The 22904-nt window shown below is 66.4% G+C and carries 21 protein-coding genes and 1 pseudogene; 5 read left to right on the top strand and 17 right to left on the bottom strand.

The features are described from left to right. Positions 1 to 142: 142 nt before the first annotated feature. The 6 genes from DZG09_RS03490 to DZG09_RS03465 all read right to left on the bottom strand — a co-directional run bounded on the left by DZG09_RS03490 (position 143) and on the right by DZG09_RS03465 (position 4935). Positions 143 to 532 carry an SPW repeat domain-containing protein gene (locus tag DZG09_RS03490; protein WP_119696305.1) on the bottom strand — a complete coding sequence of 130 codons (390 nt, stop codon included), beginning with the start codon at positions 530 to 532 and terminating at the stop codon, positions 143 to 145. A 159-nt stretch (positions 533 to 691) separates the two neighbouring features. Next, positions 692 to 1513, bottom strand: coding sequence for a PaaX family transcriptional regulator (locus DZG09_RS03485; RefSeq protein ID WP_240423833.1), 822 nt, complete (start codon positions 1511 to 1513; stop codon positions 692 to 694). A gap of 11 nt (positions 1514 to 1524) precedes the next feature. Further along, positions 1525 to 2325, bottom strand: coding sequence for an ABC transporter ATP-binding protein (locus DZG09_RS03480; RefSeq protein ID WP_119696303.1), 801 nt, complete (start codon positions 2323 to 2325; stop codon positions 1525 to 1527). After that, positions 2318 to 3142 (bottom strand): ABC transporter permease, encoded by an 825-nt coding sequence (locus tag DZG09_RS03475; protein ID WP_119696302.1) that lies wholly within the window; start codon positions 3140 to 3142, stop codon positions 2318 to 2320. The genes DZG09_RS03480 and DZG09_RS03475 overlap by 8 nt, the downstream gene beginning before the upstream one ends. After that, positions 3139 to 3915, bottom strand: coding sequence for an ABC transporter permease (locus tag DZG09_RS03470; RefSeq protein WP_119696301.1), 777 nt, complete (start codon positions 3913 to 3915; stop codon positions 3139 to 3141). Before DZG09_RS03470 ends, DZG09_RS03475 begins: the two co-directional genes overlap by 4 nt. A 36-nt stretch (positions 3916 to 3951) precedes the next feature. Next, positions 3952 to 4935, bottom strand: a complete 984-nt coding sequence (locus tag DZG09_RS03465) for an ABC transporter substrate-binding protein (protein ID WP_119697362.1) — start codon at positions 4933 to 4935, stop codon at positions 3952 to 3954. A 284-nt stretch (positions 4936 to 5219) separates the two neighbouring features. Here DZG09_RS03465 and DZG09_RS03460 point away from each other — a divergent pair, with 284 nt between their 5' ends. From DZG09_RS03460 to DZG09_RS03445, 4 genes are all read left to right on the top strand, one after another. Further along, positions 5220 to 6026: a methylenetetrahydrofolate reductase gene (locus DZG09_RS03460; protein WP_119697361.1), complete on the top strand. Its 807-nt coding sequence runs from the start codon at positions 5220 to 5222 to the stop codon at positions 6024 to 6026. 10 nt (positions 6027 to 6036) lie between these two features. Further along, the gene (purU, locus tag DZG09_RS03455; RefSeq protein ID WP_119696300.1) at positions 6037 to 6918 is read left to right on the top strand and encodes a formyltetrahydrofolate deformylase; all 882 of its coding nucleotides are present in this window, start codon (positions 6037 to 6039) and stop codon (positions 6916 to 6918) included. Between the two features lie 39 nt (positions 6919 to 6957). After that, entirely contained in the window at positions 6958 to 8367 is a 1410-nt protein-coding gene (gene ligM, locus DZG09_RS03450; RefSeq protein WP_119696299.1) for a vanillate/3-O-methylgallate O-demethylase, read from the top strand. A 145-nt stretch (positions 8368 to 8512) separates the two neighbouring features. Next, complete coding sequence (locus DZG09_RS03445; protein ID WP_119696298.1) at positions 8513 to 9100, top strand: PadR family transcriptional regulator; 588 nt, start codon at positions 8513 to 8515, stop codon at positions 9098 to 9100. 13 nt (positions 9101 to 9113) lie between these two features. Here DZG09_RS03445 and DZG09_RS03440 read toward each other — a convergent pair whose 3' ends face one another. The 6 genes and pseudogenes from DZG09_RS03440 to DZG09_RS03410 form a co-directional block, all read right to left on the bottom strand. After that, on the bottom strand, positions 9114 to 9539 hold the full coding sequence (locus tag DZG09_RS03440; RefSeq protein WP_276116163.1) for a thiamine pyrophosphate-dependent enzyme: 426 nt from the start codon (positions 9537 to 9539) through the stop codon (positions 9114 to 9116). 7 nt (positions 9540 to 9546) lie between these two features. Then, positions 9547 to 9648: pseudogene (locus DZG09_RS17055) on the bottom strand (hypothetical protein); the annotation flags it as partial. Between the two features lie 642 nt (positions 9649 to 10290). Next, positions 10291 to 11409 (bottom strand): extracellular solute-binding protein, encoded by a 1119-nt coding sequence (locus tag DZG09_RS03425; RefSeq protein ID WP_119696296.1) that lies wholly within the window; start codon positions 11407 to 11409, stop codon positions 10291 to 10293. 39 nt (positions 11410 to 11448) lie between these two features. Next, the gene (locus DZG09_RS03420; protein ID WP_162893133.1) at positions 11449 to 13548 is read right to left on the bottom strand and encodes an acetate--CoA ligase family protein; all 2100 of its coding nucleotides are present in this window, start codon (positions 13546 to 13548) and stop codon (positions 11449 to 11451) included. Continuing rightward, positions 13541 to 14383 carry a p-hydroxycinnamoyl CoA hydratase/lyase gene (locus tag DZG09_RS03415; protein WP_119696294.1) on the bottom strand — a complete coding sequence of 281 codons (843 nt, stop codon included), beginning with the start codon at positions 14381 to 14383 and terminating at the stop codon, positions 13541 to 13543. The genes DZG09_RS03420 and DZG09_RS03415 overlap by 8 nt, the downstream gene beginning before the upstream one ends. A 67-nt stretch (positions 14384 to 14450) precedes the next feature. Beyond that, on the bottom strand, positions 14451 to 15881 hold the full coding sequence (locus DZG09_RS03410) for an NAD-dependent succinate-semialdehyde dehydrogenase (RefSeq protein ID WP_119696293.1): 1431 nt from the start codon (positions 15879 to 15881) through the stop codon (positions 14451 to 14453). 354 nt (positions 15882 to 16235) lie between these two features. On the opposite strand from DZG09_RS03410, the gene DZG09_RS03405 reads away from it, so the two are divergent. Beyond that, complete coding sequence (locus DZG09_RS03405; protein WP_119696292.1) at positions 16236 to 17324, top strand: amidohydrolase family protein; 1089 nt, start codon at positions 16236 to 16238, stop codon at positions 17322 to 17324. A gap of 136 nt (positions 17325 to 17460) precedes the next feature. On the opposite strand, the gene DZG09_RS03400 is transcribed toward DZG09_RS03405, so the two are convergent. From DZG09_RS03400 to DZG09_RS03380, 5 genes are read right to left on the bottom strand one after another with little or no spacing between them, the layout of a single operon-like run. Continuing rightward, positions 17461 to 18105 (bottom strand): RraA family protein, encoded by a 645-nt coding sequence (locus DZG09_RS03400; RefSeq protein WP_119696291.1) that lies wholly within the window; start codon positions 18103 to 18105, stop codon positions 17461 to 17463. After that, complete coding sequence (locus DZG09_RS03395) at positions 18102 to 18767, bottom strand: RraA family protein (RefSeq protein WP_119696290.1); 666 nt, start codon at positions 18765 to 18767, stop codon at positions 18102 to 18104. Before DZG09_RS03395 ends, DZG09_RS03400 begins: the two co-directional genes overlap by 4 nt. Beyond that, positions 18764 to 20668, bottom strand: a complete 1905-nt coding sequence (locus DZG09_RS03390; RefSeq protein ID WP_119696289.1) for an FAD-dependent oxidoreductase — start codon at positions 20666 to 20668, stop codon at positions 18764 to 18766. Before DZG09_RS03390 ends, DZG09_RS03395 begins: the two co-directional genes overlap by 4 nt. A 31-nt stretch (positions 20669 to 20699) precedes the next feature. Then, positions 20700 to 21869 (bottom strand): ABC transporter ATP-binding protein, encoded by a 1170-nt coding sequence (locus DZG09_RS03385; protein ID WP_119697359.1) that lies wholly within the window; start codon positions 21867 to 21869, stop codon positions 20700 to 20702. Further along, positions 21866 to 22888, bottom strand: a complete 1023-nt coding sequence (locus DZG09_RS03380) for a DODA-type extradiol aromatic ring-opening family dioxygenase (RefSeq protein WP_119696288.1) — start codon at positions 22886 to 22888, stop codon at positions 21866 to 21868. The genes DZG09_RS03385 and DZG09_RS03380 overlap by 4 nt, the downstream gene beginning before the upstream one ends. Positions 22889 to 22904 lie beyond the last annotated feature (16 nt).

The raw sequence follows: 22904 nt of genomic DNA, 5'->3' as shown, positions 1-22904 counted from the left end.
GCGCAGCCGAGATGCCGGGAGTCCCTTCAACGTGGCTGAGCCGCCCCCTCCCCCGAGTCGACGGCCCGGTGTTCCACTGGCGCATGCTCACGCCGCATCTCTCGGACCAGAACGGCCCGGACACCCAGGATCGTGCGAACGATCAGGCGCTACCGGAATCGTGAGACCGCTTCGGTTCGGGCTGGGGCTGCGTGAAGATCACGACCACGATGACCGCGACGCCCACAACCACGTGCGGCAGCCAGACGTTCACCGCGTTGTCGGCGAAGCCGAACAACCAGGGCGACACCGCAAGGAAGACGCTGGCGACGATGTCGAACACCAGGTGCACAGGCATGGGAATGAGACCGAACGGCCCCCACTCGTAGCGGGTGAACAGGCTGTAGACGATCAGGCCGACGCCGAGCACGATGGGGATGACCACCGCTGCGCCGCCGACGCCTGCGAAGCCGAACAGCCACGGCGCTGCGATCAGCGCGATGCCGACGAGATAGTCCAGAACGCCGTGGACCTTGGTGGGGATGAAACGCATGATTCCTCCTTAGACGGGAGCCGCGATCAACGGCTCACTGCTGATTCGGCACCATCAGGTTCCTGGATTGGAACTGCGCGGCCGCATCGGCGTCCTGCTCCCGCCAAGCGGTACTTCTCGGAGTCTCCCCGTAACGATCTCAGGCGCGCCAGGCGCTCGTCAGACGCCCGATCCCCTCGGCGCGACCGCTTTCCCCACAAGCGAGCCGAACTCCTCGGCGGCCGGGGCGGAGAGCGCGTCCATCCAGGTGCGGAAAGCCTCGACGGTGCACGGGGCGGGCCAGTCGGAGTCGAGGAACTCCTGCGGCAGACGCGGATCGGTGCGCTGCAGCGTGAGCCAGTCGGCCACCAGCGCCGTCTGGTCGACGAGCGGCTGAACCAGCGACGGCTCGCCTCCCCACTCGCGCAGGAACAGCTCATGCTGTGCGCGGATCGCTGCGAGGTCCCACGCGTCGGCGACGGCGGGCGCGACAGGAAAAGCCGTCAGCTCGTGCGCCCGGAAGGCGACGACCGCACCGGCGGGCAGATCCGGCTGCAGCCGCTCCAGGGCGGCGGTGAGATCGACCTCGCCCGGCGCGATCCAGAGCCCGTCGCGAACCGCTCCGAAGCCCTCCCACAGCAGGGCTGCGCGCAGCTTGTGCCTGGTCTGGCGGTGCTTCTCCGACAGCGCGAACGTGACCAGCGTCCAGCCGTCACCGGTCGGCTCGAACGGCCTCGGCCCGTGCACGCGCGCCGACGCGCCCTGGATGACCCGCCTCGCGTGCGGCGTGGGGCGGAAGACGACCTCACGGCCGTCCTTGCGCCGCTCGAGCATGCCGACCACGACCATCCGATCGAGCGCCGCCCGCGCCGCCGCCTGCCCGATTCCTGCGCCGGAGAGCACCTCGAGGAAGGCCGCCGCCCTGACCCATTCGTCGTATCCGTCGACGACGTGGTTACCCAGCAGCGACAGCAGCAGGCGCCTCGGCTTCCGACTCCGCATGGTCACGCCGCTCACGCTGTCGGCCGCACCGCCTCGCCGCGCTTAGCCCGTTGGATCTGCTCGTACACGTGCGTACGCAGCTCTGTGAACCGCGGCAGGGCGCGGGTGGTGATCTGGTCGCGTTCGTCGTCGAGATCGATGCGCAGATCCTCCTGCACCCACGTCGGCGACTTCGACAGCACGATCACACGCTCACCGAGATAGACCGACTCGTCGATGTCGTGCGTGACGAACAGGATCGACATGCCGCGCTCGCGGTGCAGACGCCGCACCAGGTCCTCCAGGTCGGCGCGCGTCTGGGCGTCGACGGCGGCGAACGGCTCATCCATGATGAGCACCTCCGGCTGATACGCCACCGCGCGGGCGATCGCCACGCGCTGCTGCATGCCGCCGGACAGCTGCCACGGGTAGGTGTCGGCCGCGTGGTCGAGACCGACGGCAGTGAGCGCGTCCATCACGAGCTCCCCGCGCGCCTGGCGGGTGAGATCCTTGTGCCGCAGCGGCAGTTCGACGTTGCCGCGCACCGTGAGCCACGGGTACAGGCTGCGGCCGTACTCCTGGAACACGAGCGCCATGTTGGGCGGCGGCGAGACGACCTTCTTGCCGTCGAGCTCGACGGTGCCGGATGTCGGCGCCAGCAGCCCCGAGATGCACTTCAGCAGCGTGGTCTTGCCGCATCCGGACGGCCCGACGATGCAGATCAGCTCGCCGGTGCCCATCTCGAAGCCGATGTCGCCGATCGCCTCGACCGAACCGGTCGCCGACTCGTACACCTTGCGAAGGCTCGAGACCTTCAGAAGCGCTTCAGGCACGCTCCACCTCCTTGAGACCGTGGTACCAGCGCAGCACGCGGCGCTCGGCGAAGCCGAACAGCACCGCGAGCACCACCCCGATCAGGCCGAGCAGCACGATGCCGCTCCACATCTCGGGGATGAGGTAGTTGCGCTGGAAGTACTGGATCCGGTACCCGAATCCGGATGACGAGTTGAACATCTCGCTGATCACCATCAGGATCAGCGCGACCGAGAGCGCCTGGCGGATGCCGGCCATGATGCGCGGGCTCGCGGCGGGCAGCAGCAGGTAGCGCAGCCTCTCCGTCGCGGTCAGCGAGTACGACCGTCCGGTCTCGGTCATCACGGAGTCGACGCTCCGGATGCCGTCGATCGTGTTGAGCAGGATCGGCCAGATCGAGCCCGCGACGATCAGGATCACCTTGCCGGTGTCGAACGGACCGAACAGCAGCGTCACCACCGGGATCAGGACCGGCGGCGGCACGGCGCGGAAGAACTCGAGCACAGGCTCCGACAGCTCCCGCAGCCACCTGACCAGACCGATCACTGTGCCGAGCGCGACGCCGACCACGATGGCGAGGACGATGCCGAGCCCCAGGCGCCAGAGGCTCGGCAGCACGTCCTCGACGAAGGCCGGACCGATCCAGGTGTCGACGAAGGCCTGCGCGATCACGATGGGCGACGGGAAGAACTGCGCAGGCGCCGCCGTGCCCCACACGCCCCAGATCGCCAACAGCAGAATCGGCAGGCCGAGGGCGAAGCCCGCGCTCTCGAAGAACCTGCGGGCCCGCTCGGCACCGCGGCGGGGTGTGACGACGGTCGTCGTGTAGAGCGTCACAGCACTTCCTCCCCTCTTACCGACTGATGCCAGCCGAGCGACCGGCGCTCGATCATCCGGAACACCATGTTGATGATGAGCCCGAGCAGGCCAGTGACGACGATGACCGCGTAGACGCCTGACCAGTCGCCCGACGACTGCAGCACGACGAGCCGGCCGCCCAGCCCCGTCGCGGTGATCAGCATCTCGCCCGTCACCGACAGGATCAGCGCGACGGATGCCGCCAGCCGCAGGCCGGTGAACAGGTAGGGCAGTGCCGTCGGCAGCACGACGCGGAACATCTGCTCGCTGCGGGTGAGGCCGAAGCTGCGCGCCGTGTCGCGGGCGACGGTGTCGACGTCGGCGACGCCGTAGAGCACCTGCACGAAGATCTGCCAGAAGCTGGCGTAGACGATCAGCATCAGCGTGGCCGGCAGCTGGAGCCCGAACACCAGCACGGCGATCGGAATCAGGGCGACCGACGGCACGGGCCGCAGGAACTCGACCGTCGTGTGGGTCGCGCGCCGCAGGAACGGCACCAGGCCGATCAGGGTGCCGAGCACGACCGCCGCGACCGTGGCGATCACCAGGCCGATGATCCAGCCGCGCAGCGTGCGGCCCACGTTGCGCCAGAACTCGAGGTCGAGGGCATCGCCGCCGAGCCTGACGAGAGTGTCCGTGGCATACGGCAGGTACTGCGGGTCGACCAGGCCGACCACGGGCAGCAGCTGCCACGCCACCAGGAACAGCACGACGCCGAGGGTGCCGAGCACGATCTTGCGCGTCTGGCGCACACCGGCTCCTTTCGGTTTGGGGGAGGAGTGCGCGCGCTACTCGGTGACCAGCTCGTTCAGGTCGGGCTCGCCGTCGAGCACGCTGTAGTCGACGGCGAGATCGATCAGCGACTGCAGGTCGGCGGTGTCGATCTCGCTGGTGAACTCCGGCAGCACGATGCCGTCGACGACCTCGGCAGGGATCTCGAGGTTGCTCGCGATCGCCTCGCGCACGGCGTCTTCGTTCTCCGCGGCGAACTGCAGCGCCTCATCCAGCGCAGCCGACCAGTCCTCGATCAGCTCGGGATCGCTGTCGAGCACCTCGGCCGAGGTGACGTTGGTGAGCACAGTCAGACCAGGGATCGTCGCCTGGTACGGGTAGACGAGGTCGGCGCCGCCGGCTTCGACGACCTGGTTTCGGAAGGGGTCGGGCGCCCACGCGGCATCGATGTTGCCCGCGTCGAGCTGGGCAGGAACCTCGGGGAAGGCGACTTCCACGAACTCGATGGTCGACGAGTCGCCGCCCGCGTCGTCGACGGCCTTCATGATGGTGACGTCTCCTGCCGCGCCGAGGGAGTTCACCGAGACGCGCTTGCCGCTGAGGTCCGCGAGGTCGGTGATGCCGGAGTCAGCGCCGGCGACCACCGAGTTGACGTCTTCGCCCTCGGCGTTGCTGTTCGCGTAGTTGCCGATGATCCGGATGGGCAGGTCGGCCAGGTTGGCGCGGAAGGCACCGAAAGGCTGGGCGATCGCGATGTCGATGTCACCGTTCTGCAGCGCGGGGATCGCCTGGGCGCCGCCCTGCGAGGGGATGATCTCCAGCTCGAGACCGTGGTCGGCGAAGATTCCCTCCGTCTCGGCGGCCCAGATGGCGCCGGTCTCGGCGATCGGCAGCGCGGCGACGCGCACGGTGCGCAGCTCGCCCGCGTCACCGCCGTCGCCTGATCCGTTGGATTCGGGATCGGCCGCGGAGTCGGTGCAGCCGGTGAATGCGAGTGCCGCAACGCCCAGGGCGGCGATGACGGGCAGAGTCTTCTTCATGATGCGGGCCTCCATTGGCTCGGGTACACGCTGTTGTGTGAGATTCATCATGCATGTCAGCACGGACCAAAGTCAAAGACTTTCATCCGTGCGTGATGAAAATGTGAAACTTTGATGAGATCCCGCCCGCTTCCAACTCACGGAACTTTCCTCGGACTCCCTCTGGACAATCCCTATGGTCATAGGTATCGTCCTCATTGACGGCCACGCCGCGGTGGCGTCGTTACCCGGAAGGAAACCCTGTGACTGCTCAGGCGAAGCTCATCGACGACTTCTCGCTCGAGATGACCGGCAAGGACGTGCCTGGTCTGCTCGAGGCACAGCACGCCATTCCGCAGGGAACGCGCATCAATGTGACGTTCCTGGGGAACGAAGACCTGGAGATGCGTGTGGCGGCCGCGAAGGCCGTGAAGGAGGCCGGATTCGTGCCGGTCCCGCACATCTCGGCGCGCCGGATCGGTTCTGAAGCTCAGCTGCGCGAGTTCCTCTCCGCCCTGCAGGAGGTCGGAGCCAGCGAGCACGTGTTCGCCGTGGGCGGCGACCCCGCCACTCCCGAGGGCCCCTACGACAGTGCCTACGACCTGATCCGCAGCGGTGTGCTTCCGGAGTACGGCGTGAAGGAGGTGTCGATCTCCGGCTACCCGGAGGGACACCCAGACATCTCGGACGAGCTGCTCTGGGAGCATCTGGAGAAGAAGGCGTCCTCGCTCAAGGAGCAGGGACTGGGTGCGGTCATCCTGACGCAGTTCGGCTTCGACACGGAGCCGGTCGAGAACTGGATCGACCGGGTGCGCGGACTGGGCATCGATGCCACGATCCGCATCGGCACGCCGGGGCCCGCGGGCATCAAACGGCTGCTGAACTTCGCGCGTCGTTTCGGGATCGGAGCGAACGCGATGATCGTGAAGAAGTACGGGTTCTCGCTGACGAACCTGATGGGAACGGCCGGTCCCGACCGCTTCATCACGGATCTGGCCGATCGGAACGCGGCGAACCCGGCCGCGGGCGACGTGAAGCTGCACTTCTACACCTTCGGCGGCCTCAAGGCCACGGCCGAGTGGGCCGAGAAGTTCGCCGCCAAGGTTGCGTAAGGATGGCGTTATGACCGACAACATTCCCCAGCTCATCGACCACGCCTGCCTCGTCGTGGACGGTCCGGATCATCCGGGCATCGTCGAGACGGTCTCCGCCCTGATCAACCGCAACAAGGGCAACATCATCTCGCTGGATCAGCACTCGACCGACCCTCAGGACGGGCACTTCTTCCAGCGCGTGGTGTTCCACCGCGCCGACTTCGTCGCCGCCCAGCCCGACATCGCAGCCGACCTGGCCGCGACTCTGGAACCGTTGGGCATGACGTGGAAGCTGCAGGACATGTCCATCCGGAAGCGGATGGCGATCCTCGCCTCCAAGAGCGACCACTGCCTGCTCGAGCTGCTGTGGCGCCACCGCCGCGGCGAGCTGCCCGTGTCGATCCCGATGGTGATCTCCAACCACACCGACGTCGCCGATGACGTGCGCACCTTCGGCATCCCGTTCTTCCACGTGCCCTCGCAGCAGGGCGCGGACAAGTCGCAGTCCGAGGCCGAGATCCTGCGGCTGCTCGACGGGAACGTCGACTTCGTCGTCCTCGCCCGCTACATGCAGGTCATCTCCGACTCGTTCCTCGAGAAGGTCGGCGTGCCGGTGATCAACATCCACCATTCGTTCCTGCCCGCCTTCATCGGCGCCGGCCCCTACCGCAAGGCCAAGGAACGCGGCGTGAAGCTGATCGGCGCGACCGCGCACTACGTCACGGAAGAACTCGACGAGGGTCCCATCATCGAGCAGGACGTCGCACGCGTCGACCACGCCATGACCGCCCTCGACATGCAGAAGCGCGGCGCCTACGTCGAACGCGCCGTGCTCTCCCGCGCAGTGCAATGGCACGCAGAAGACCGCGTCATCCGACACGGCAACCACACCATCGTCTTCAACTCCTGATCCGAACAAACCACAACGAGATCCACAGAAAGGTTCACCGTGGCACCTCAGAATCTCCAGCAGGCCATCGATGCCGCTGGCAACTCCGTCGAACTGCTCCGCAACTCGCAGATCGGCTCGTACATCTACCCGGTCGTTCCGGCCGACTTCCAGAACTGGATCAAGGAGCAGCAGGCGTGGCGCAACACGGCCGTGCTCTACGACCAGTCGCACCACATGGACAACGTGTTCCTGAAGGGCTCTGACGCGATCAAGCTCATCAGTGACACGGCGATCAACTCCGTGGCGAACTTCGCCGTCGACAAGGCCAAGCAGTACGTGCCGACCACGGCATCCGGCCACGTCATCGGCGACGGCATCCTGTTCCGCGAGGCCGAGGACGAGTACGTCTACGTCGGTCGCGCCCCCGCCTCGAACTGGCTGTGGTACCACGGCGAGACCGGCGACTACAAGAACCTCGAGCTCACGGTCGACCGTCGTTCGCCCTCGCGCCCCTACGGCCACGCCGTCGAGCGCCGCTACTACCGCTTCCAGATCCAGGGCCCGCAGGCCTGGAACGTCATCGAGAAGCTGAACGGCGGCCCGCTCGAGCAGCTGAGGTTCTTCAACATGTCGACGATGACGATCGCCGGCAAGTCGGTCCGCACGCTGCGCCACGGCATGGCCGGCGCTCCCGGCCTCGAGATCTGGGGCCCGTACGAGGACCACGACCTCATCCGCGACACGATCGTCGAGGCAGGCGCCGAGTTCGGCCTGGTTCCCGTCGGCTCGCGCGCCTACCCGTCGAACACGCTCGAGTCGGGCTGGATCCCCTCGCCGTTGCCCGCCGTCTACAGCGGTGAGGCCGAGGCCGGCTACCGCAAGTGGCTCGGCGCCGACAGCTACGAGGCGACCGGGACGCTCGCCGGCTCGTTCGTCTCGGACAACATCGAGGACTACTACCTGACCCCGTGGGAGCTCGGCTACGGCCCGTTCGTGAAGTTCGACCACGACTTCATCGGCCGCGACGCCCTCGAGAAGATCGACCCCGCCACGCAGCGCCGCAAGGTCACGCTGGAGTGGAACGCCGAAGACCTCGGCAAGGTGTGGACGTCGCTGCTGAACGTCGACGGCCCGAACTACAAGTTCTTCGACCTGCCTCTGGCGAACTACGGTTCAGCGAACTACGACTCGGTCGTCGACGCGGACGGCAGCAACGTCGGCTTCTCGATGTTCACCGGCTACAGCTCGAACGAGCGCCGCGGCCTGTCGCTCGCGACGGTCAACCCGGACGTGCCGGAGGGCGCAGAGGTCAAGGTCGTCTGGGGCGAGCCCAACGGCGGCACCAGCAAGGCGTCGGTCGAGAAGCACGAGCAGACCGAGGTCCGCGCGGTCGTCAGCCCCGTTCCGTTCTCGTCGGTCGCCCGCGAGACCTACCACGGCGGATGGCGCACCGGTTACACCAAGTGACGCGGTGAGCTCCGGATGATCGGAAACGGACGTCCGAGTCAATAAGCTCGAGGGGGTCCGGGTGACGCAAGTCGCTCGGGCCCCCTCGCACATCGGTCGGTGCCGCAGCGAAGCGACCGGCAGCAGAAAGGACCCTCTCCCACCCATGAGCCTTCGATACGCTCTTCTCGCGCTGCTCCGCGTCGGGCCGCAGTCGGGGTACGACCTGCAGAAGATGTTCGACACCTCGGTCGGACACCTGTGGCACGCGCCTGACAGCCAGATCTACCCCGAGCTGCGCAAGATGGAGGCGGCGGGTCTCGTCGAGGCCGAGGAGCAGACCCGCGGCGAGCGCGGCAGGCGCCGGATGTACCACGTCACGCCGACGGGGGAGCGCGACTATCTCACCTGGATGAACGGGCCCCTGTCCTACTCCCGCGTGCGCGAGCCCGCGACGCTGAAGGCGTCGTACCTGGAGGCCGCGGATCAAAGCGCGGCCAGGGCGTTCTTCCGCGACCACATCGAGCACTGGAGGGGCGAGCTCGCCCAGTGGGAGGCGGAGCTCGAGCGCGTCCAGGCACGGGCGACGCCGATGCTGCGAGACCGCCTCGAGGTCACCCCTCTGGAGGACCACGCCCGCGTCGTCGCCTTCAAACGCCTCGGCTACGAGAACCTCGTCGCCCGAGCCCGCGCCGAGATCGAATGGGCCTCCAGCGGCCTGGCCCTGCTCGACGACCTCGGCTACGCGCAGTAGTCCGCCGGTCGGCTCACAGCCGCTCGGGCCGCTGATGGGAGATCGTGTCCAGGCGCACTGTCACCACGGCTGATCTGCCCGATTCGACGACGGAGATCGCCTCGCGCAGTGCGGGCTCCAGTTCCTCCATGGCCGTCACCTCGGCGCTCGTCGCATCGCCCGCTGCCGCTGCGATACCGCCGAAGTCGGCGCTCTGCTGCAGGGAGGACCAGTAGGCATCGCCCCTGGCAGCGGCTCCGGCTTCGTACTGCCGCAGCACGTTGCGCTTGGTCGCATTCCAGCCGCCGTTGTCGAGCACGACCGTGAGCACGGGAACGGCGTGCTGTGCGGCGATCCAGTACGTGGACGACGGCACGCTGAAGAAGAACGTGCCGTCGCCGCGTTGATCTCGACGACGGGCGCCCTCGAGCGCGCGGCGTTGTGCACGGCTCCCCGAGATTCGCTGTGCCGACGTCGGTGTGCACGAACACCGCCTGTGCCTCTCCCGTCGCGGCCGCGCAAGCGTGCGCCGCGCTGAGTGCGCTGTACTCGTGCGGGCAGACGATCACCCGCGGCAAGTCGATGCCGTTCTCCCTGTCCCTCGCCAGCGCCTCGATGATCGCCGGATGGTCGCTTCCGAAGCTCGCGGGAACGTCTCAGGGATAAATCGAACCCATCGCGCCCGACCCGGTCCACGGAGGCCGCGACGATATCGACGCAGTTGTTCGAGGGCGAGGCATCCATCGTCGGTGGACGCATGTTCACCAAGTCAGCGCACGCTCACCACCCAGCCGGAGTATGGGGCCGGGTAGTGACGTGGGTGAACCACAGTCTTCGCCGTTTGCCCCGAGTCGCGACGTTGTTGACGGATCTCGCGGGTCATCGTGGAAAGAATCCCCCTCTTTCGAGAGTGGGAGTCGTCGCTTCTGCGGCTGGTAGTCACACGCTGTCGATGAATCGGGGCGCACTATCGCAACTGAACCGCGGCCACGAGAAGCGAACGGACAAGCGTCCTCAGGCGAGCGACCTCATCGTCGTCAAGCATCGCAACGGCCCGTCCGCCGACATCGAGGTCGCGTTCCAGGCGCACTACTTACGCTTCGCCGACATAGCCCCGATCGACTTCGGGGAACAGCACAGATTCGCCGAGCGGCGCCAAACGGAACCGGCGAGTCCGCTCGTGAGCAACTCGGGCCACCGAACGGCTTGCGTCATTCTTCGAAAGCAGTATTGACTTCCTCGAGATTGTCGGAGTGCACACTCAGGACCTCCGTCAAGCTAATCGGCTTCAGCAGATCGAGCTCGTTCGCGGCGGGCAGGCCTTCCGGACCGGACTCGCCGGGCAGCAGTGGGTAGTATCCGAGCTCGGCGGCGGCCTGCTGGGCTTCCGGCGTGAACAGCCACGCCATTAGGAGCTTGGCAGCCTCGGCGTTGGGGGCGTTCTTGAGCTGCGCGACGTAGTGCGGAGAAAGGTGCACGCCTTCCTCGGGGAGGTTCCAGGCCATCGGCGCACCGTTGTCGCGATCACGCAGGTAGAAGGCCATCGGATACGCCGGCTGCACGGCGAACTCTCCGGTTGCGACGGCCGACCCGGCCGCGGGCGTCGAAGCCTGGAAAGTGACCCCTTGGGTCGAATAGTCATCAAGCCATCCGGGCTCGTACCTGCCATCCCAGAGCAAGTGCGAGAGGGTCCCAAGGCCCGCGCCGTTGCGTGTGACGTCGTCCGAGACCATCTGCCCTTCCATCGACGGGTCGAGGAGATCTTCCCATCTCTTCGGTGCTTCATCCTCGCTCAGCAGATTGGTGTTGTAGGCAAATCCGAACGTGGCGGCGGTGGCTGCCCACGCAGTACCGCTCGGCTCGGAGTACGCGACGGGATCCAACTGGCGCGCCAGCACCGGCTCAAACGGTTCGAGCTGGTCAGCAATCAGGTTGCCCGCGATTCCCGCGTCTCCGTTCTGGATCAAGTCGCCAACGTGCTGCCCACTGGCGAACTCCGCTTCGAGCTTGGCAGTAAGGTCGGGACCGAGGATGTAGACAGGGTTGACGGTGATACCGGGAAAGCGCTCAGAGAAGACCTCATACATAGCCTCCTTGTCGCTCTCCCCAGGGCCGTAGACTGTGACGTCCGTCTGCCCTGCTCCTTGTGCAGACGCGTACAGCTCGTCGAGTTGCTTCGCCGCTTCTTCACCGCCGAGTACCTCCACACTGCCATCGGCGCCCGAGCCCTGGTCTGAAGGGTCAGTTGGGGTAGTGCTTGTCCCGCCGCAGGCAGTGAGCAGGAGCGCCGTCGACGCAATCAGGGCGAGCCGGGGGAGTGCATTTCTCATGGTGTCTCGTTCCTCTTCTCTCGTGCGAGGCGACCTGCTTCATCGCAGGTCGCGGGTGAAAACTGCGGCATCAAGCGCGAGGATCCTGCCATCGCGAGTGACCGCGACCGGATTAAGATCGATGCTGTCTAGCTCCGCACCATGCGTGAGCGCGATCTGCGACAGTGCGATCAGAAGTGTGGTGATGCCGTCGGGGTCCGCCGCAGGGTAGCCGCGAGAGCCCTGCAGAAGTGCGGCACCGCGTAGCTCCCCGACCATCTCCCGAGCGTCGGCCGCGGTGATGGGCGCCGCGCGCAGCGCGACGTCCCCGAGCGCCTCCGCCCAGATCCCGCCGAGGCCAAAGGCCAGCACAGGACCGAAGGTCGCATCGTGGTGCACGCCCGCGATCAGCTCGAACGCGACATCGATCATGGGGGCAACGACGACCCCATCGACAGTTGCATCAGGGCGCGCGGCTGCTGTCGACGCGACGATGCTGTCGTATGCGGCCGAGACGGCCTCGGCCGTGTCAAGGCTGAGAATTACACCGCCTACCTCGGTCTTGTGGGCGATCTGGGGGGAGTTGATCTTGAGCACCACGGGATACCCGATTCGCTCGGCCGCGGCGCTCGCCTCCTCGGGCGATCGTGCCAACTCCTGGGCCACAACCGGGACCTCGTGGGTGCTGAGCCACTGCAAGGCATCAAACTCGGACATCGGCTCGAGTCCTTGCTCGCGAATCGGGGGGTCAACGGCTGTCGCGAGGGACGCGAAGCGACGGCGGGCACGAGCGAATCGGCTCAAGCGCTCCACGACCTGGACGGCCTTCCCTGGCGAGGTGAAAGAGACGAACCCATGAGCGCGCTGTCGTGCGCGCGCCGCCGCGGCTTCTTCCCCGGTGAGGAGAAACGGGAAGAATGGCTTCTGATTATGGCGAGCGATGTCGGCGAACCTGTCGGCCGTCTCGAGTCCCTTCGGACCGGTACTGCTGGGCGTGCCGACGATCACGGCGTCGATGTCCGGCTCGGCAAGCGCGATCTCGAGAACGTCGCTCAACGCGTTCCGATGCTCCATCGCCTGAGCCGTCAGATCAAGCGGATTGCTCGCCTCGGGCGAGAACGATGGCAGGTACGGCGCTATCCGCTTCTGTGCTTCGGCCGAGAAGTCCGGCAGTTCCATGTCAAGCTCGTCAGCGCGATCGGCACAGATGACAGTAGCTGCGCCTGAACTCGAGATCGCCGCGATCCGCGTCCCCTCTGGGAATTTGCCTCCGAGAGCCGCTGCGAGCGTGGATCCGAACTCGTCCAAGTCGTCGATCTCTATGACACCGTGCTGTCGAAGAACCGAACTGACCGTTGCGTACTCTCCCGCGAGCGATCCCGTATGGGATGCGGTCATCGCGGTACCCGAGGGTGTGCGCCCGAGCTTCAGTGCTACGACGGGCTTGCCCGCGTCACGCAACCGTCCAACCGCGCGCAGGAAGGCGGGGCCGTCCTTGATGCCCTCGAAGACGGTGGCCACGACCCGGACGTCGTCGTCATCGGCGAAGTTATCGAGCAGATCAGCGACGGAGACATCGGCCTCGTTCCCTGTGGCCACGCCGTAGCCGAGAGGAAGGCCTTCGTCGTTCAGACGATCGCACAGCGCCGCCATTCCAGACCCGCTCTGCGTGACAACTGCAATGCTGCCCGCGTCGGTGGGAGGGCGACGCCCGAACCAGACAAAGCTGAGAGGCAGACCCCGGCGGTAGTCATGGGTGCCAATCGTGTTCGGCCCCAGAAGCAGCATGTCGTGCTCGCGCGCGATCCGGGCCAAGTCGCGCTGCTGGGTCTCGCCTACCTCGCCCAGCTCGGCGAACCCGGCCGTGATGACGATCGCGGCTTTCGTTCCTCGTTTCCCCGCGGCGGCGAGGGTATCGGCGACGGCCGTGGCCGGAGTCAGCACGAGCGCGACGTCAGGGGCACTCGGCACGGACTCGATGTCGGGGTAGCAGGGTAGCCCCGCGATCTCGGATCGACGCGGGTTGACGGGATAGATCTCCACGTCCGCACCGCTGTCGAGCAGGTTCTTGACTGGGCGTCCAGACAGCGACGTCGGTGTGCTCGATGCGCCGATGACCGCGACGCTACGCGGGCGCAGGAGCGGTGCGAGGTTACGCATCGGCTTCCGTCCCACGCGCGTAGGCCCCGAGGCCCGGCTTGAAGGTCTTCTCATCGAGGAACTGCGTCATTCCCTGGCGGCGGCCACCCTCCTTGTCACGGGAGCGGAGCTGAAGCGCCTTTGCCGCAGTGTAGTCCCAGGCCTGGGCGTAATCCATGTCAAGAGAGTGCCGATATGTCTCCTTCGCGGTGCGAAGCACTGCGGGATTCAGCCCTTTGAGGTGCGCGGCGAGCGCGTCAACGCGAGCATCGAGTTCGTCATGGGGCACGGATTCATTGACGAGACCGGTCTCAACGGCGCGTTTTCCATCGAACGGTTCGCCGGTGAGAATGTAGTAGAGCGAGTTGCGATAGCCCATGGCGAGTGCGACGTCGCGCGTGACGAGTCCTGCCGGGATGATGCCCCAGTTGACCTCCGAGAGTCCGAACGTTGCCTCGTCGGCGCTGATTGCCAGATCGCAGGAGGTCAGCGGAGTGAACCCTCCACCAAAGCACCACCCGTTGACCTTCGCGATCGTCACCTGAGGCATTTTGCGCAGGATGTTGTACTGCCACTCCCACGCGATATCACGCACGCGCTCGAACGCGACCGGGTCGCCCTCCGTGTCTCGGAAGTACTCCTTGAGGTCCATTCCGGCGGTGAACGCGTCCCCGGCGCCGGTAAGGACCACGACGCCGATGTCATTGTCGTAGCGGATCTCTCCCAGAGCATCACGCATCTCGTGATTGAGCTGAGGGCTCATCGCGTTCCGCTTCTGCGGGCGGTTGAGTGTGACCGTCGCCACGCCGTCAACGACCGCGACCGCGATGCACTCATAGTTGTCTGTCATCGTCATCGTCCTCGTTCCGTCTCGATTGTTCGTCTGCTGATCTTTCGGAGGTCGAAAGGCAGAAAGTCGGATCTCACCATGCTTCGCTGACGAGCTTTGTGACCAGATAGTCTTCGATGCCTTCCGAACCGCCCTCGGAGCCGTATCCGCTCTCTTTCACTCCGCCGAAAGGCGTCTCCGGGCTGGTCAGCATGAAGTGATTGACGGCAAGCATGCCAGCCTCGATCCGCTCGCCGATCGCGTGAGCTGTGGCTGCTGAGCCGGTGAAGGCGTACGAGGCGAGCCCATATGGCAGGGCATTCGCGCGTACGAGCGCATCGTCGAGATCGGTGAACGGCACGGAGATCGCAACGGGGCCGAACGGTTCTTCGAGCATGATTCGCGCATCGTGGTCGACATCGGCGAGCACGGTTGGCTGCCAGAAGTGGCCGGGGCCGTTGATGGGCTTGCCCCCGACCACTACTCGCGCACCCCGGTCTCGTGCGTCGTCGACGAGAGCCGCGATGGCCGGCGGCCTCCGCTCGTGGGCAAGCGGCCCCATGGTGGTGCCCTCGTCCAGTCCGTTGCCGACCTTCAGCGCGCGCACGTGCTCGGCGAGGGCCGCGGTGAATCTCTCGTACACCGGCTCCTGCACGAGAAACCGCGTAGGAGCAATGCATATCTGGCCCGCATTGCGGAACTTGGATCTCGCGGCCATGGCGGCCGCTGTCTCGATGTCGGCGTCGTCGAACACCAACACGGGTGCGTGCCCGCCGAGTTCGAGAGTGACCCGCTTGACCCCCTCTGCTGCGAGGTGCGCGATCTCGCGGCCGACAGCCGTGGAGCCCGTAAAAGACACCTTCCGGATGCGTGGGTCGCGTATCAGCTGCGTCGAGATCTCCGCCGGTTCTCCCATCACCACGTTCAGCACTCCCGCTGGAAGCCCCGCATCCGCAAGGGCGTGTGCGAGAGCGAGTCCCGTCGCGGGTGTCTCCTCGGCTGGCTTAAACACGACAGTGCAGCCGGCCGCGAGGCCAGCCGCGAGTTTGCGCGCCGGGATCGTGATCGGGAAGTTCCACGGAGTGAAGGCAGCGACAGGCCCGACCGGCTGGTGCAGCACCATGTTGCGGACATCATCGCGCCGTGCAGGCACGATGCGACCGTAGGCCCGCCGCCCCTCCTCTGCGAACCAGTCGAAGATATCGGCGGCGGCCAGCACCTCGGCTGTGGCTTCTGTGACCGGCTTGCCCTGTTCCTGCGTCGTAGCGCGCCCGATATCCGCCGCGCGCTTGCGCAGAAGTTCGCCGGCGTGGCGCAGGATCCGGTACCGGTCGTAGGCGGAGGTGGTCCGCCAGGCTGGGAAGGCCTCAGCGGCGGCGGCTGCCGCGTCGTCCACGTCTCCGCTACTCGCGATGGGGAGCTTGGAGAGTACATCTCCCGTCGCGGGGTTTACGACGGGCCGTGTCTGCCGTCGTTGCCTGCGCATCTCTCCTGCGATGAACTGTGCGAGCGGGGGGTATGGCATCGATCGCTCCTTCGCTTCGAGTTCGAGCGACCTCGTCGTCGCCTTCGGAGGCTATCGGGAGGTGGTGGTCACGCCCTGAGCAACGCGCGCGGAGTTCCGTCCAGCAGAACTTCGAGGGTTGGATGCGGTCGTTTGGACTGGAGAGTGCAGGTACTTCCATCCGCGCGACAGGTAGCGACTGGCGACCTAACCTGAGGGGCGTGGTCGATGAGGGACGACGCCGATTCCTGCCACAGATTCTGTCCTCCGGAAAAAGGGCACACGCATTCGTCTTCTGGGAGGAACGGCGTAGTTACGGTTTAGCGCAACTAGATCAGCGGTCGAGACCGCTACACCGCCCGAGGGGAACGCCATATGACTGATATCGAAGCCGCAGCGCTCACGACCGGCGGCGACGTGGGGTACCTCCGCGTTGCGACAGAGGAGGCCTGGGCCACCCAGGAGATCGTCGACGAGTGGAAGCGGATGATCGAGGCCGGCGAAGGCGGCAGGGGATTCCATAGTCTCGTCGGTCACTACATGACCAGTGACGCAGAGCGGCCTCGGTTCGTCCGTGCGGGTCTTGTGGACTCCGATGAACTGAGGCTGGGGCACATGGACGCTGCTGGCATTGACCATGCGATCCTTGCGCTCACTGCTCCGGGCACGCAGGCACTCGACGGCAGTCGCGGTAGGGCTATCGCGACCAACGCGAACGACATCCTTGCAGAGGCGGTCGAACGCCACCCCACGCGATTCTCCGGCCTCGCGGCGGTGTCCTTGGAGGATGTTCCCAGCGCGGTCGCTGAGCTCGAACGTGCGGTCGCGAAACTGGGGCTGCGAGGGCTGATCGTCAACTCGCACATCCGAGGTCGATATCTGTCGGATCCGGAGTTCTGGCCGATTCTCGAGGCAGTGGAGGCGCTCGACGTACCGTTGTACCTGCACCCGAACACACCCAACGACTCAATGATAGGCACGCTCCACGATTCCGGTTTGGATGGGTCCGTCTTCGGATTCCAGGTCGAGACCTCGATGCATGCGCTCAAGATGATCACGTCCGGTGTCTTCGACCGCTTTCCGGAGCTGCGCCTCGTGTTGGGGCACATGGGAGAGGCGCTGCCTTTCTGGCTGTACCGCTTCGACTATATGCACGCGGGAATGGTGGCGGCTGGGCGTTATCCGGCGATCCGGCCTCTCGAGCGTAAGATTAGCGACTACATCCGGGAGAACGTCTGGATGACGACGAGCGGCATGCCGGCGCCCGAACCGATCCTCTTCAGCCGCAAGGTTCTCGGCAACAATCGGGTCATGTACGCCATGGATTACCCGTACGAGTACGTTCCCGACGAAGTCCGCATGCAGGATGCGCTTCCTCTTACTCCCGCCGAGAAGAAGTCGTTCTTCCAAGACATCGCGATCGACGTCTTCCGACTTGAGGAGAGCAAGCTGCTATCCCGGTGAGCGGTCGCCGCGAAGCGGCGCAATCGATCTCGCACGATCTCGCATCCGGCTCTTGGTCGTGGGCCGTGTTCTCGGAGTTCCGGGAGAGCGCCACCGTTGGAGTGAAGAAGGTGCGAGACGAAGCGCCTTCTCCTCCTCAGTTAGGGCGTTGCAGCACGTGGTACCCCTGCGCCGAGCGTGCCTCCGCCAGAGAGGAGCCCGCGAGCACGGCCTCGAGGATCGCGCTCTCGCGGCTATGGATCGACTCGCAGATCTCCAGCACCTCGTCCTCGATCTCGCGTGCGACGACGAGTACGCCGTCTGCGTCGCCGATGATCGCGTCCCCTGCTCTGACCTGCACGCCACCGATCGTCACGGGCTTCCCTACATCCGCGACCTCGACGCGGTCCTTGCCTGTACGCATGAACCGCCCACGGCTGAAGATCGGGTACTGCAGGTCGAGCGCGCGCTCGACATCGCGGTTGACGCCGTCGATCACGGTGCCGGACACGCCACGGTCGGCCGCCATCGACGTCAGGATGTCGCCCCACACTGTGCAGTCCGTGCGGCTGCCGTTGTCGAGCACCACGACCTCGCCCGGTGCCACATCGTCGAGATAGTCGCCCACCGTGCCGGCGGGCGTGCCAGCTGCGACGTACCGGACCGTGAACGCGCGCCCCGCGAGCCGGGCGCTGTCGACGAGCGGTGCGACGCCGAGCATCGACCCAGCCCGCCCAAGCTTGTCGAGTGCGTCGGAGACCGTAGCCGTGGAGAAGCGGGCGAGCGGGATGTCTTCGGTCATCGGTCCAGGTCCTCCAAGGTCGGGAACTTGCTGTCATGCATCACGTCAGTCACGGGCTCGCCCACATCGACGGCGGTCGCCATGCGCCACTCCCGGGCGGCGATGAGCTCGGCCATCCCGATCACGTCCTCGGCGCGGGCCGCCGGCACGAACACGACCCCATTGCCGTCCGCAATCACCAGATCGCCTGAGTCGACCCGGACTCTTGCGAACTCGATCGTCTGGTCCATGCTGAGCTGGACGATCCTTCCGCGCGCGCTCACTGGCACAACTGCACGGCCGAACACCGGGAAGCCGAGCTCGCGGCTTTCAGCGATGTCGCGGCACGCACCATCGATCACGACGCCACGCACGCCGCGGCGCACCGACGCGCGAGTGAGGATGCCGCCGAAGCAGGACACGTCGAGCCGGCCGTCGTTGGCGATCACGAGGACGTCGGTTTCGCCGGAATCGTCGATCGCCGCCGCCGCGATATGGGCCGCGGACCCGTCGGACGGGCGCGGTCCGGCTTGGATCGTCCGGGCCCGGCCGACTACGACGGATGCGAACCAGAGGGCGCGCACCCCGGTGGTCGCCCCGGGAAGGGACAGCGTGTCGAGAGCGTCGGAGACGGCGCACGTGTCGAGGGCTCGTAGCCGCAGCAGCAGTTTGTCGGCCGTCATCGTCGGATCTCCAGCCCCGCGATCCGCTCGGCCGCGACCCGGATCCGTTCCACGAAGGGATCCGCGGGGTCCTCCGCCGGCCGTGCGCCTCCGCGCAGGATGAGATCGATCGCGTCCTGAAGTGCCGTGCGCAGATCGGGCGGCGACTCCAGCACGCGCCACGCCACCATCCAATCGGGGCGCACGAGGATCGCCCCCGATGAATCGACCTCGCGCACCGCCGCCCACGCGTCCTCGCTGTGGGGGATCGAGACCACGGTGATCGGCAGCGTGGTCTCGACGCCATCCACCGCCCGCCGCCAGGTGTCGCTCGCCTCGTCGCCGACGAAGAGCGTGAACCCTTCGTGCGCGACGAGGTCCACCGTGGATACCGGGTCGGCTTCCGTGCCGCCGTTCGATCGGCGGAGCCACGCGTGGGGGATGTGATGGCCGGGGCGCGACACCGGCTGGAAGACGATTGGCGATTCGTATCCCTCGGGGAGGGGCGAGTTGTCCGGCAAGAGCGCGCCCGCCGAATAGTGGTACCCCGCCTCCACATTGAGCTGGCTGAAGTCGAACGCGTTGGCTGCGACAGCCGTGCGTACCCGCTCCCGCATGGCTTCCGGTTCCGGGCCGGTGCCGAGGAACACGTCGAGGGAACGGTGCTCGTCCTCGACGGTGGCGGCATCCGAGAACCCCAGCGCCTCCGCGATCGGAGGGTGCCGGTTCGCGTTCTCGAGAGAGTGCGCCGTGTAATAGGCCGCGACCGGGCGGCGCTCCTGCTGGTAGCTGTCCAGCAGCGACTCCGGCGCCCTGCCGTCGAGCACGGCACCCAGCTTCCACGCGAGGTTCGCCGCGTCCTGGATGCCACCGTTCAGCCCGAGGCCACCCGTCGGAGGATGCCGGTGAGCGGCATCGCCCGCAAGGAACGCTCGGCCCGCTCGGTACTTCTGCGCGACCGCTCCGTTGTAGGTCCAGGCGTTGATCGAGTGGATCTCGAGCGGGTGGTCGTCCGCCAGATTCAACAGGCGCCGGATCGCGCGGTCATGGGTCGCGTGATCCTCCGGATCGCCTTCCAGCATCCAACCGGCGACGCCCACGAGCCACTCCTCCGAGTCGCGGCTGTAGTTGATCGGCCCGATCGCCTGCATCGTCCCCATCCGGCGGCCATGGCCGGATGGGTGCACGAAGTGGGCAAGGATGGCGTCGGGTTCCGACCACATCGACAAGTCGGAACTGACGTGATACGTCGTGACGTTGCGGATCGCCGTGACACCGTCGAACTCGACCTCCAGCAGATCGTTGCTCGTTCGTCCGCCGTCGGCGAAGATGGCGTACTTCGCGCGTTGCTCGCGGATGGCGCCGGACTCCAGGTCGACGATCGTCACGCTCACGCCGTGCTCGTCTTGACCGATTCCCCGGACCTCCTGACCTCCGCGCAGCCGGCCGGGAAGCGCGGCCGACGCGTGCGCATGGATCAGCGGATCGAGGCGGATCTGGGGGAGATTGGCGTATCTGCGCGGGCTGGCCTGCGCGTACCGCTCGCGGTCGTCACCACCGCCCCACGCCGGAACCTCGCCGATCTTGAGACCCTCGTAGGGCGTGCGGGCATCGACGGAGGTGTACCACGCGACCTTGTGCCAGCGGTCGTGGTCGGGACCCATCCGGTAGATGTCGTCCGCGACGCCCATCGTGTGGAAGATCTCCATAGTGCGCACGTTAAGCAGGTGGGCCCGTGGCAGCCGGAACTCGAAGTCGCGGCGTTCGACGAGAAGCACCTCGACGCCGCGCTGCGCGAGTAGGAGCGCGCACGACATGCCGACGGGACCACCCCCGACGACGATGACGGGTATCTCCTGAGGCCATTCGTCCGGAGCGAGCGGGGGGAGCAGTTGTGGCCGATCGACGGCAGACAGGGGCATGCGTTCTCCTCGTGGAATGAAGCGGCCGCCCTCAGGCGGGCACGCGAGTCGTGATGGTCGACGCCGCGGGTTCGGAGTGGGCGGCGTCCTCGGGCGAAGGAAGGCCGACGAGGCGAGCTGGCGAGATCATGAGCGATACGTCGTTGCCGCTGTTCAAGTCGTCCGGACCGTAGCGATCGAAGTCGCGCTCGTCGATCTGCGTCCGCACCACGCCATTCGCGGTCTCGACGAGCACGCGAAGCGACGTGCCGAGGTAGGTCACGCTGCGAATGCGCCCCGTGATCGCACCCTCAGCGCCCTCGGTTGCCGACGACACCTCCAGATGGCTCGCACGAAAGGCGACGAGGAGCGTGTCCCCTGCCTTACGTGATCCCGGCGCGGACATCTCGATGCGCGCTCCGATCCCGTCGAGTTCCACGACCGCCGTGTGCGAGCCGACGCTGACGACCGTGGCGGGAAGGATGTTCTGGAAGCCCATGAAGTCGGCGACGAACGCGTTCGCCGGCCGCGCATACAGTTCACGCGGCGTGCCCACCTGCTCGACTCGACCGGCGTTCATCACGACAACCCGGTCGGCGAGCGCGATGGCTTCCTCCTGGTCGTGCGTCACGTAGACCGACGTCGTACCGAGCTCATTGTGGAGCTCTCGGATCTGTGTGCGCATGGAATTGCGGAGCTTCACATCGAGGTTCGACAAAGGTTCGTCGAAGAGCACGAGCGAAGAGCGATTCGCCATCGCGCGCGCGAGCGCGACACGCTGCTGCTGCCCGCCCGAGAGCGCGACCGCCTGATCATCCTTCCGGGCGAGCAGGTGCACCCGCTCGAGCATCTCGTCGATGCGACGCTGACGCTCGGCGGCTGGGATCTTCGCGAGCTTGAGCGGGTAGCTCACCGTCTGACCCACGGTCATGTGCGGCCAGAGCGCGTAGCTCTGGAACACCATGCCGATAGCGCGTTTCTCCGGGGGCACGAACTTCGAGCTCGCGGCGGAATAGACGGTACGGCCGCCGATAGTGACCTCACCGTCGGTCGGGACCTCGAGCCCCGCGAGACAGCGCAACGTAGTGGTCTTGCCGCACCCGCTCGGTCCAAGCAGAGTCACGAACTCGCCGTCGGCGATGTCGAGGGACAGATCATCCACCGCTGCTGTCGAGGCGGCTCCGTAGCGCTTCGTCAGGTTCCTCAGTGAGACGGCGCTCATGCGGTGGCCGCCTTCCATGTCATGAAACCCATGCCACACCCCGTGCCGGCCTCGGTCCGGTAAGCGGGCACGTAATCGACCACCTCGGCGCGCAGCCCCGACGCGTTGGCTGCGGCACCCGCAACGATCCAGTTGCGGATCTCGGAGGAGCCCGCCACGAGTACGTCGTCGGGCAGTTCACGCAGAGGGGCGGACTCGGCCTGGGCGAACGCGTCCAGCACCGTGCGGTCCAGGTCCTCGTCGATCACGAAGTGCGAGAGACCGCCCGATCCGACGACACCGACCTTGATATCCTCTGGGTAGCTCGCAATCGCCTCGGCCAGAGCGAGCCCGAAGTCATATGACCTCGCCGCGCTCGGCGGATTGGGGTGCCAGAACGTGTTCACGAAGATCGGCACGATCGGCACGGGAACGTCGCCCTTGAGCACCTGCTGCATGATGAAGCCCCAGCCGTGGGGGATGCCGTGGTCGCCGAACTTCCCTGCGGGGAGCACCTGCGACGCGGCGGGGTCGAAGCCGCTCGACTGCACGGACGCGATCAGGTGGAGTGCGAGGTCGCTGTGGCACTGGCGAGTCGAGCTCACGGCGGGGACGTTCTTCACCTCGGCGATCGCGAGACCCGGCGCCATCGCGTCGAGATCGTCCTGCGTGAGGGGCTCGTGCTGCACCCTGTCACCCCAGTAGATGACGAACGGCGCGAGCTCTTCGTCGTTGAACGTCTCCTTGTGATCGCTGCTGACGATCACAAGCACATCGACCTCGGACGAGCGGACGAAGTCCTCCAGCCGGTCGATCGCGGCACGGCAGCGATCGTGCTTCTCGCGATAGATGTCTACAGCGAGCTCTCCCCCGAAGGCGGAACGTCGAAGCTTGTTCAACTCGTCGTAGGGGTGCGTCTCCCCCCGGAAGGCGAGACTCTGGTTCTTCTTGTCCGCGGCAGCGCGGCCGTCCCAGTTCTCCGGCGGCGTACCGAGCTGCGGGGCGTGCGAAGTCGCGAAGGCCATGGTGAGCGATGCCATATTCTCTGCCTTTCGG

The organism is Microbacterium halotolerans (assembly GCF_003569805.1).
Taxonomy (GTDB): Bacteria; Actinomycetota; Actinomycetes; order Actinomycetales; family Microbacteriaceae; genus Microbacterium; species Microbacterium halotolerans.
Note: the sequence above shows the minus strand (reverse complement) of the source record. Positions and strands in the feature narration are given on the sequence as shown.